The sequence below is a fragment of the Microcoleus pseudofavosus SVA1_A4 genome (assembly GCF_036700565.1).
In the GTDB taxonomy this organism is placed as follows: domain Bacteria; phylum Cyanobacteriota; class Cyanobacteriia; order Cyanobacteriales; family Microcoleaceae; genus Microcoleus.
This window is the reverse complement of sequence record NZ_JAUBPE010000136.1, coordinates 1-8,811: the sequence shown is the minus strand read 5'-3', so window position 1 is coordinate 8,811 and position 8,811 is coordinate 1. Positions and strand designations below refer to the sequence as shown.

At 45.1% G+C, this 8,811-nt stretch carries 10 protein-coding genes; 4 read left to right on the top strand and 6 right to left on the bottom strand.

What is annotated here, in order from left to right; translation table 11 throughout:
* Nucleotides 1-56: 56 nt before the first annotated feature.
* The 5 genes from QUA02_RS32285 to QUA02_RS32265 form a co-directional block, all read right to left on the bottom strand.
* On the bottom strand, nucleotides 57-929 hold the full coding sequence (locus QUA02_RS32285; RefSeq protein WP_333033799.1) for a CPBP family glutamic-type intramembrane protease: 873 nt from the start codon (nucleotides 927-929) through the stop codon (nucleotides 57-59).
* A gap of 177 nt (nucleotides 930-1,106) precedes the next feature.
* Entirely contained in the window at nucleotides 1,107-2,147 is a 1,041-nt protein-coding gene (gene lpxD / locus QUA02_RS32280) for a UDP-3-O-(3-hydroxymyristoyl)glucosamine N-acyltransferase (protein WP_333033798.1), read from the bottom strand.
* Between the two features lie 143 nt (nucleotides 2,148-2,290).
* Nucleotides 2,291-2,608 (bottom strand): YkvA family protein, encoded by a 318-nt coding sequence (locus tag QUA02_RS32275; RefSeq protein ID WP_333033796.1) that lies wholly within the window; start codon nucleotides 2,606-2,608, stop codon nucleotides 2,291-2,293.
* Between the two features lie 148 nt (nucleotides 2,609-2,756).
* Complete coding sequence (locus tag QUA02_RS32270; RefSeq protein WP_333033795.1) at nucleotides 2,757-3,872, bottom strand: tetratricopeptide repeat protein; 1,116 nt, start codon at nucleotides 3,870-3,872, stop codon at nucleotides 2,757-2,759.
* Between the two features lie 649 nt (nucleotides 3,873-4,521).
* Nucleotides 4,522-5,637, bottom strand: a complete 1,116-nt coding sequence (locus QUA02_RS32265; RefSeq protein ID WP_333033794.1) for an SPFH domain-containing protein — start codon at nucleotides 5,635-5,637, stop codon at nucleotides 4,522-4,524.
* 318 nt (nucleotides 5,638-5,955) lie between these two features.
* Here QUA02_RS32265 and QUA02_RS32260 point away from each other — a divergent pair, with 318 nt between their 5' ends.
* The 4 genes from QUA02_RS32260 to vapC all read left to right on the top strand — a co-directional run bounded on the left by QUA02_RS32260 (nucleotide 5,956) and on the right by vapC (nucleotide 7,586).
* The gene (locus QUA02_RS32260; protein ID WP_333033793.1) at nucleotides 5,956-6,276 is read left to right on the top strand and encodes a DUF433 domain-containing protein; all 321 of its coding nucleotides are present in this window, start codon (nucleotides 5,956-5,958) and stop codon (nucleotides 6,274-6,276) included.
* Nucleotides 6,269-6,604 carry a DUF5615 family PIN-like protein gene (locus tag QUA02_RS32255; RefSeq protein WP_333033792.1) on the top strand — a complete coding sequence of 112 codons (336 nt, stop codon included), beginning with the start codon at nucleotides 6,269-6,271 and terminating at the stop codon, nucleotides 6,602-6,604. The genes QUA02_RS32260 and QUA02_RS32255 overlap by 8 nt, the downstream gene beginning before the upstream one ends.
* 386 nt (nucleotides 6,605-6,990) lie before the next feature.
* Nucleotides 6,991-7,191: a type II toxin-antitoxin system VapB family antitoxin gene (locus tag QUA02_RS32250; RefSeq protein ID WP_333033791.1), complete on the top strand. Its 201-nt coding sequence runs from the start codon at nucleotides 6,991-6,993 to the stop codon at nucleotides 7,189-7,191.
* Nucleotides 7,188-7,586: a type II toxin-antitoxin system VapC family toxin gene (gene vapC, locus QUA02_RS32245; protein WP_333033790.1), complete on the top strand. Its 399-nt coding sequence runs from the start codon at nucleotides 7,188-7,190 to the stop codon at nucleotides 7,584-7,586. Before QUA02_RS32250 ends, vapC begins: the two co-directional genes overlap by 4 nt.
* 110 nt (nucleotides 7,587-7,696) lie before the next feature.
* Here the strand turns inward: vapC and QUA02_RS32240 are convergent, their stop codons facing one another.
* Nucleotides 7,697-8,725 carry a hypothetical protein gene (locus QUA02_RS32240; protein WP_333033789.1) on the bottom strand — a complete coding sequence of 343 codons (1,029 nt, stop codon included), beginning with the start codon at nucleotides 8,723-8,725 and terminating at the stop codon, nucleotides 7,697-7,699.
* Nucleotides 8,726-8,811: the final 86 nt, after the last annotated feature.

Sequence of the window (8,811 nt, the reverse complement as noted above, 5' to 3'; positions counted from 1 at the left end):
CCCATCAAGTGCGATGTCTGCGGTTAGCTACGCGATCGCGATTTTTTCTAACTTATTCAGCAAGCCCTAATTAAGAACAGTACGGCTGCTGTTGCTAGCAATAACAAAATTCCGGCGACACCGGCTAGGGGTTTTGCTGCTATTCCTGTAATCCATTCCGGTGCGCGGCCTGTGGGATTAATTGCGCCTTCTGTATCTACGGTAGTTATACCCCAAATCCAAGCTGCGTGAATGCCGATCGCCAATCCTAAACTGCCATTGTCGGCGATGCGGGCTAGTGTTAAAACCATGCCCATCAGCCACAATCCGGGGAGTTGAGGTAGGGTTTCTTTGGGGGCCCAAATTAGGTGGGCGATCGCGAAAATGAAACTGGCGATCGCTGCTGCTATTAATATTGAGTAATCTTGCTGGAGTATTGTTTGCAAGCAGCCGCGAAAAATTAACTCTTCTGTCGCACTAATCCAGAGTCCTAATAACAGAGTCAGCAGACTAGCAGGATTAAGAATTAAAGCCCAAAAATTTATTATTTTTTCGCCTGTTTTGGTGGAAACTACGCTTTTTTGGAGCTCGATCCAGCCTGCTGTTAATTGCAGACCGAATAAAATTACTAAGCTGATTATTCCTAATCCTAATCCCCGCAGTAATGACATCAAAACTGCGGGTTGCAATTCCCAACCCCAGTTAGTAAAAGACGTATTTTCGATCCAACTTGTCGCCCATAAAATGAAGGGGACAATCGCGTAGAGGGAAGCTAGTAAAGGTAGTTTTTTGTTTCCCAGGGGTTGGGGTGGATGCCATTTGAGGGCGATCGCCAGCACGATCGCTGCGGGAAGCCACACCACAATCCAAGTCGAGAAAAACAAGATTATTTTGACAATTGCTGGTATTGACGGCGACAGCAGTCGCAGGTTAGTTATACTATTCCACATTTAAGGGGTTGCAACTATAATACTGTTGACTGTTGACTGTAATACTGTTGGCTGTTGACTGTTAACTGTTGACTGTTAACTGTTAACTGTTGACTGTTAACTGTTAACTGTTAACTAATGACTAATAACTAATGACTACTGACTAATGACTACTGACTAATGACTAATAACTAATAATTACCGATCGAGCTTGCGCTGAATTTGCCTCAGAGACTGGTACATTTCGGGCAAGCGGTTGTAGATTGCTGTGGCTTTGAGAAATAGTTTGTGGGGAATTGCTGGAATGCCCGTCACGATCGCCCCTGCTGCAACATCGCTGTGAATTCCGGCTTTAGCAGTGGCGATCGCCCCGTCTCCGATTTTGGCTTGATTAGCAATTCCCACTTGACCTGCCAAAATTACATTGTTACCAATTTTGACACCGCCCGCCATGCCAACGTGAGCGGCAAACGCGCAATTTTTTCCTACTTGACAGCCGTGACCTACGTGTACTAAATTGTCGATTTTTGTATTTTGGCCGATGCGGGTTTCTCCGACAGCGGGTCTGTCGATCGTGCTGTTGCAGCCAACCTCAACGCCCTCTTCTAATACAGTGCAGCCAGACTGCTCCATTTTCACCCACCCTGTGGCGGTTGGCACGAACCCAAAACCTTCGCTGCCGATCGCCGCACCGCTGTGAATCATGCAATTTGCCCCGATGCGAGTACGTTCGTGAATGACACAGTTAGCGTGTAATACCGTACCTTCGCCAATTACCGAATCTGGGTAAATTACGACATTTGGATGAATGCAAACGTTGCTGCCAATTTTGACTTTTGCTTGAATAACGGCGTGGGGGCCGATATAGACATTTTCACCAATTTCTGCAGAGGGGTGAACGACGGCTGAGGGATGAATTTCGGATGCTGGGCGAAACGGTTGATAGAAAATGGCGATCGTTTCAGCAAACAGCAATCGCGGATCTGCTGCGGCAATCCAAGCAATATTGCGATCGTCACATTGAGCTTGGAGGCTTTCATCTAAGGGCAAAATTAAAGCAGAAGCATTTGTCGAGGCTGTATGAGAGGCAAATTTAGCACCTTCTATGTAACTGATTGTGCCCGATCGAGCTTCATCAACTGGGGCAGGGCCAGTAATTTCTGGATCGGTAGCAACCGACGCTGTGAGGCTGCTACTGGTGGCTAAGTTAAGTTTTTGTACTATTTCGCTAAACTTCATCTATAAAAATTTGTTGTTAACACAGATTGACCATAGTTAAAATTACCAGCTTTAGAGCACGATCGGAGCAGTTGCCATTTAAAAAACAAAAACCCCGATTTCTTTAAGAAGTCGGGGTTGTAGCGTTCGATTATTTTTGGCAATTATTTTACAGAAACTGCATCTACGTCAACGGTGCTGCCTTTGGCTTCAGAATAAGGGGCACCGGTGGCTTCGGATGCTGAAGCTGTCTCTGTTTGGCGGGATTTAAAGTAGTCGATCGCCATTTGGGATACTTCGGAAATTAGCAGAACAGCAATTGCCACATCGTCAATTTGTCCGACGACGGGGAGAAAGTCTGGGGCAATGTCGATCGGGCTTACCAGATATGCCAGGGTTCCCAGAATAATCCACCAGCGGTACTTGGGGTTGCGGAGCGTGTCGCGGTACCAGTTGTAAACAGAAGATATAGAAAAGTTCATCGGGTTGTCCTCTACTTATATTTTTAATCTTTACAAATTCTCGCTCGAAACGCTTGTGGAGATATCCCCCCTAAGATTGGGAAGAGAATTCTACTCGGAGATATTTGGAATTGGGGATGGGCGATTTGCGCTGGCTTAATAATGGCGATCAAAACGTTTTTCCTACCAACTTTTGAAAGCGCTTGTTTTTGTGCAAAGGCTTTAAGTCCGGGTCGGTTTGAGCTAGACTGAGGTATTTGGAGCGGTTGAGTTCGATCGCCCTAGCGATACAATCTACGGCTAAAGTTGTTTTACCTTCCCAGGCGTAGCAATAGCCTTTGTTGTAAATGCCGTTGGCGTGGTCTGGCTTTACTTCCAGGGACTTATCGATGCTTTTGTGAGCTTCTTTGTATTTGCCCATTTTAGCTAGAGCGTAGCCCCGGTTGTCCCAAGCTTCGTAGTTTTGGGAGTCGCAAACCAGGGATTTGTCGTAGGATGCGATCGCCTCTTTTACTCGTCCCAAACGCCGCAGTGCTAAGGCGCGGTTGTTCCAAGCGTGGGTGCAGTTGGGATTGATTTCTACGGCTCGTTCGCAGGCCTCCAAACACTCTTTTTGTCTGCCCAACTTAGCGAGCATATTGCCCCGGTTTACCCAGGATGAGGCGTGGTTAGAGTTGATGGCGATCGCGCGATCGAAACTGTCTAAAGCTGCTTCCGCTTTTTCCCAAGCCATGAACCCGCAGCCGCGGTTGAACCACACCTCTGGATCGTCTGGCTGGATGCTGATAGCTTGGTCGTAGCTGCGAATTGCTGCTTTAAAGCGGCCGAGCTCGATCAGAACATTCCCTCTATTGGCGAAGGCTTTGTAGTAATCGGGGTTGAATTCTAGAGCGCGTTCGTAGCAGTTGAGAGCTTCTGTATACTTTTTGATGAATGCCAGGGAGTTGGCTTTGCCCTCCCAAGCTTCGTAGGAATCGGGGTAGTAGCCCAGCATTCGATCGAAATTGGCAGAGGCTTCTTTGTGCTTGCCCCATTCTCCCAAAACAATACCTCGGTTGAGCAAAGCCTGACGGTTTGATGGGTGGAGGTCGATCGCGCGATCGAAGTTTTCGATGCACTCTGGGTACTGCTTCAGGTGTCCGAGGGCCAGGCCGCGGCAGCCCCAGGCGTCGGTGTAGTTGGGGTCGAGTTGCAGCACTCGATCGAACAGGGCGATCGCCCCTTCAAAATCCCGAGAATGCAGCCGCTTGACTCCTTGCTCGAATAGCGCCTTAATCTCTTCCATAATCTGCCAACGATCGCTCCCTAAAATACAGACAACTACAGATTTTGCCTAAATTTTGTATTTTTACGCTACCACGATCGGCGCACAAGTTCTATATTCAAGTTATCTGCCTCTCTCAATCTTAAATTAGTCTGCTTCGCCTACTTATATTTTCAATTGTCAAACGGTTCGGTAAGAAACTGTTTTTTCGTATAAAATAACATTTATATTTTGGGGAGGGGGGATGCGATTGAGCGGGTGAGTTGCTGATATTTTTAGCGTCGGAATTCAATGTATCTTATGTTAAAGGCTTCTATTTTGAACAAACAAAACTGTTCTGTAAGGAACAGTTTTTTGGTATAAGTTGACACTTGTTTTTTGTGACATGGGCGATGCGGTCGATCGCCCCAATTACTGACATTTGTGTTGTCAAAAGTCAGTCAAAAGAAACATTTATTCTACAGTTGCTATTTCAAAACCATTGTATTTACTGAGTTGTAGCTTTGTGTTACTCGCGGTCGGGGTGTCTGCATCCGATTTTAACAGCTACCATTCCCACCGATCGCCCTACTGGCAATCTAAGTACATTATGATAAATTAGGTATTATAAAATACCCGTGGTTCAAGTTTGGTCAGGGCGTTAGGTTCAATGGGAAAAAACCCTCTTTCCTCACGAATCTTGAAAGATCCATTTTTGGTCGCCGATCGCAATTTCGCAGCCATTTGGCAGCCAAAAAGGCTCGTTAGCAGCCAGCCTCTGCCCCCCTACAAAAGTGCCGTTGGAACTGCCGCTATCGACAAGCTGATACCGCTGTTTGCCAATTTCGTCAGTGGCCCGGCGGATTTGAGCGTGGTAGCGGGAACTTTGCGGATCTTGTAATACTAAAGTGTTGGTTGGTTCGCGTCCAATTGTAAAGGGATTGGCTGTTAGGGCGATCGCTTCTCCAGAAAGTTTGTAGATTAAATATGCGGTTGTTTTGCGATCGTTGCTTGCGAGTACGGTTGGTGCAAGTTGGGGAGGATTTCTCCCAGGAGGGAGACTGTTTTGGGCGAGTTGTTCTGTCAGTTGTTGCAAATCGCGATCGAACGCTGCTGCTGTGTCTGAAGCTGGAAGACTAGCAGGAGAATTACCAGATATTAAGTTTAACTGCTGTACGGGAGATTGAGGAACAATCGGACGGCCGGCTTCGGCAATTCTCATTTGCAGGGCGGCGGCATTTTCTGCTTCCTGTCGGGCACTCATTCCCTCAACTTGGCGAATAACTCCGTTGGTTTCGGGAAAGCTGACATCGCCAATTCGCACGTCTTCTAAGTTAAAACCTAGGGTATAAAAATCTTGGACGCGATCGAGCAAATTTTGGCGCAGCAACAGCCGTCCTTGACTGATAAGCTGTTGTAGGGGAATTTGCCCGATCGCTAATCCCATACAATCCTTAACTGCACTTGCTAAAACAGCTAGAGGATCGGACAATTCCAAAGCTACTCGTTTCGGATCTATAACTTGATAAATAACCGTCAGAGTGGCATCAATTAAAAATCGATCCTTAGACAAAAAATCTCCGTGCGACTGTACATCCAAATTGCGGAGTTTGGTGTCTACGATGACAATTTGACACTGTTCCAGCAGGGGAAGGGCGAAGCTGAAATGCCGCCCGGATTTCAGGGTACGCACGGCGCGGCCGTTTTTGACCAACAGCCCCGTGTAACCCGCCCCGATAAAGTCCATACTAAACCCGGCCCAGCGTTCGGGTGTGACGGTTTGAATTAGTGGAGAGGCGTTGTTCATGACAGGGAGTTGAGGGAGGTTTGATTCTATTTTTAGGGTAACAAATTGCTGGCGGCGAGCGATCGGGCGGTGTGCCGGTTCCGCAACCTCTATTCTATACTTCTGGACTCCCCCCGATTCAGGCCGGACTGGATCTAGCTTGCATCTAGTTGATGGTGGGGTCGATCGAAATACTGTTCGTAGGGTGCGTCATATCCTTCAAACCTGTTGAAATCGAAATAATTAATGTCTGACGCACCCTACAATTTGGTTTAACGGTGACTATTTGTGCTAATATTAAAGAGCTTAAAAATTACAAATTAATAGCCTTTAACTAAAATGTCTAAGGAATCAGTCATCACAGAACATATCGAAATTACGCCTGGGGTACTTGGTGGTAAGCCACGCATTGCTGGCCATCGAATTGCTGTAGCACACATCGCCGAAATGTATCTGAAAATGGGAATTTCTATAGAAGAAATCGCGGGCAAGTATGATTTGCCACTGGCATCGGTTCATGCAGCAATGACCTATTATTACGATCGTCGAGAAGAAATCGATCGTCGCACTGCTGAAAGTCGAGCTATTGTGGAAGAATTAAAGCGAAATAGTTTACCATCTCCGTTACAAGAAAAATTGAGGGCAATTAGAGGTGAGTGAGCAAATTCGTTTTCATTTAGACGAACATATTGACTCTAACATTGCGCGCGGTTTGCGTCGTTACGGGATAGATGTGACGACAACAGTTGATGCGGGGTTGCGGACAAAAAGCGATGAGTCACACCTGGATTTTATTCGCTTCGAGCAGCGCGTGATAGTAACTCACGATGATGATTTTTTAATTATGGCAAGCGATACCACCGATTATCCGGGTATTGTCTATTGTCCTCCTAATTCTCGTTCTGTTGGCGAGATTATCCGTAGTTTGATTTTAATTTATGAAGTGTATGCGCCTGAAGAAATGATCGGAAGGATTGAATATATTTGACATGATTGTAAGGCGATCGCACTTTCGGAAAATAAGGGCGATCGCACTTTGAAAAAGCAACAATTGCGTTACACCCAAAACATTAGGAAACTGCTTTGAGGTATTGCGTTACAGGCTTCAAATCGATGTCATCGTTGGAAGTCAGTATTTTAAATAAATGACAGGGGATGCCGGCCGCCATTAAAGCTTCCAGAGCTTGATCGAGCTTTGAGCAGTCCTCATAAATGCCGACTTGCCTGACTTACGCAAGCTAAACAGGCTTTTCATTCTCCCGCGAACTAAATGCAGAAAGCGATCGCCCATTGATAGAGTTTCAGTGCTACACTAAAATTACAGCATTGTTCGGTGGCAATTACGTGATACCCTACTTGCACTCCTGAAAATATATGGTAACTACGCTCGAAATTGACAAAACTCTCCTTCAAGAAGCCCTTGATTTGAGTAACCATCCAACACCTACTACATTAATAGAAGCAGCTTTACGCGAGTACATTCAACGTCGCAAACAACTAAAAGTAATGGAATTGTTTGGTACTATTGACTACGATGAAGATTATAACTACAAGCAACAGCGACAAACTTTATGAATGTTCTTGTTGATAGTTCCGTTTGGTCGTTGACCTTGCGGCGCAACACAACAAATGATGCGATCTCTATTGTTAATGTACTGCGTGATTTGATTGCAGATGGACGAGTTGTTTTACTGGGGGCCATTCGTCAGGAGGTACTTTCTGGTGTACGCTACAAGGAACAGTTTGCTCGATTGCGAGAGTATCTTCGTGCTTTTCCTGATTTAGAGCTAACAACTGAAGATTATGAGTTAGCCGCAGAGTTTTTCAATACCTGTCGCAGTAATGGCGTTCAGGGTTCAAATACTGATTTTCTGTTATGTGCCGTTGCTCATCGTCGCGGCTACAGCATTTTCACTACTGATAAAGATTTTGATAATTTCCGATCGCACATTCCTGTCGTATTACTATGAGGGTGATTTCTCAGTTTATATCTTAACTTAGGGATGCCGATCGCACTTTTGGATTTGAGATGTCCCAGAGGCGATCGCACTTTAGGAAAAAAGGGCGATCGCTCTTTTCGTTATTTGGGGAAAGGGGTCATATTTACAATATCAGAGGCCCAAAACAAATACGCTAAAAAAGCATACTGTTTCCCTGTTTCTAGTCGATTAGCCCATTCAACCATTCCTTCTAAATCCATTGACACCTGACCCTGAAAATCGGAAGTTGGTAAAACCTGATTGTGTAAAGCTTGTAAAGCTTGCACTACAGCCACTAAATTTGGACGGTTTTCATAGTCAGAAGGTGAGAATTCCCCGAATAAATTTTCTATTTCTACCTCTGTATCTCGCACTAACTGTAAAGCTTCCTTCATAGGAGCAACTAGACGCTGAATATACTGTTGAAATTCTTTTTTTCCTTGCTCATCTAAATCGGGAAGTCTTGCAAAATCTCGAATATGGGCTGCAAACAACGATAACTTGGACACCGAAGCAGTTAGCTTATGCACCACTTCTAAACGCGGTTCTGCCCAAGTTGTTAATCTCAACTCAGTTAAAGCATCTGGAGGAATAGGATGGGGAGCTAAATTCCACCACTTCAATTCAAGCTGTTCGTCATTTGATAACAGAACAGTTAGGGAAATACGCCATGCTGTAGCATTAAAAGACTTGCCTTTGACTAAGGGTATAATGACAACAAAAGGCCAATTTAAGTCAATCACATGGTGTCGCAAATCCTTGTTCTTAACTTCCAAAAATGCCTGCCAGATCGCAGTCAGTACCCTTTCCAAGGAGTTGTATACTTCTACAGGATTTTCGCCATCTATTTTTATCCACAGTGTCCGTTCCTGTCTCCAAAGAATCTCTTCAGATAGAATCTGAATCCGTAACTGGTCAGAGGAAATATTTCGCAACTCTTTTTTTATATTGTTTCTAATTCCTCTTTTAAGATTATCAAATCGATTAGCAGACTCTGGGACAGGATTCTTTAAGCGTAAATCTGATTGAGATGTAAATAAATACCAGAGATTCCATACACGCCTATACACTACCTGTTCTTGACCATCCAAAGACTCCAATTCATTGTCAGTGATAAATTGAGCGAGCAACTGTCTAAAGGGGAGCATCCCACTTTTGCAGTCAGTATAAATACTCAGACAATTGTCTGGCTAAGCTGATGGCATAATAGAAAGCA

Coding starts and splice junctions, on each gene's coding strand:
- QUA02_RS32285 (WP_333033799.1), bottom strand. CDS start 929: ATGTGGAATAGTATAACTAACCTGCGACTGCTGTCGCCGTCAATACCA.
- lpxD (WP_333033798.1), bottom strand. CDS start 2,147: ATGAAGTTTAGCGAAATAGTACAAAAACTTAACTTAGCCACCAGTAGC.
- QUA02_RS32275 (WP_333033796.1), bottom strand. CDS start 2,608: ATGAACTTTTCTATATCTTCTGTTTACAACTGGTACCGCGACACGCTC.
- QUA02_RS32270 (WP_333033795.1), bottom strand. CDS start 3,872: ATGGAAGAGATTAAGGCGCTATTCGAGCAAGGAGTCAAGCGGCTGCAT.
- QUA02_RS32265 (WP_333033794.1), bottom strand. CDS start 5,637: ATGAACAACGCCTCTCCACTAATTCAAACCGTCACACCCGAACGCTGG.
- QUA02_RS32260 (WP_333033793.1), top strand. CDS start 5,956: ATGTCTAAGGAATCAGTCATCACAGAACATATCGAAATTACGCCTGGG.
- QUA02_RS32250 (WP_333033791.1), top strand. CDS start 6,991: ATGGTAACTACGCTCGAAATTGACAAAACTCTCCTTCAAGAAGCCCTT.
- vapC (WP_333033790.1), top strand. CDS start 7,188: ATGAATGTTCTTGTTGATAGTTCCGTTTGGTCGTTGACCTTGCGGCGC.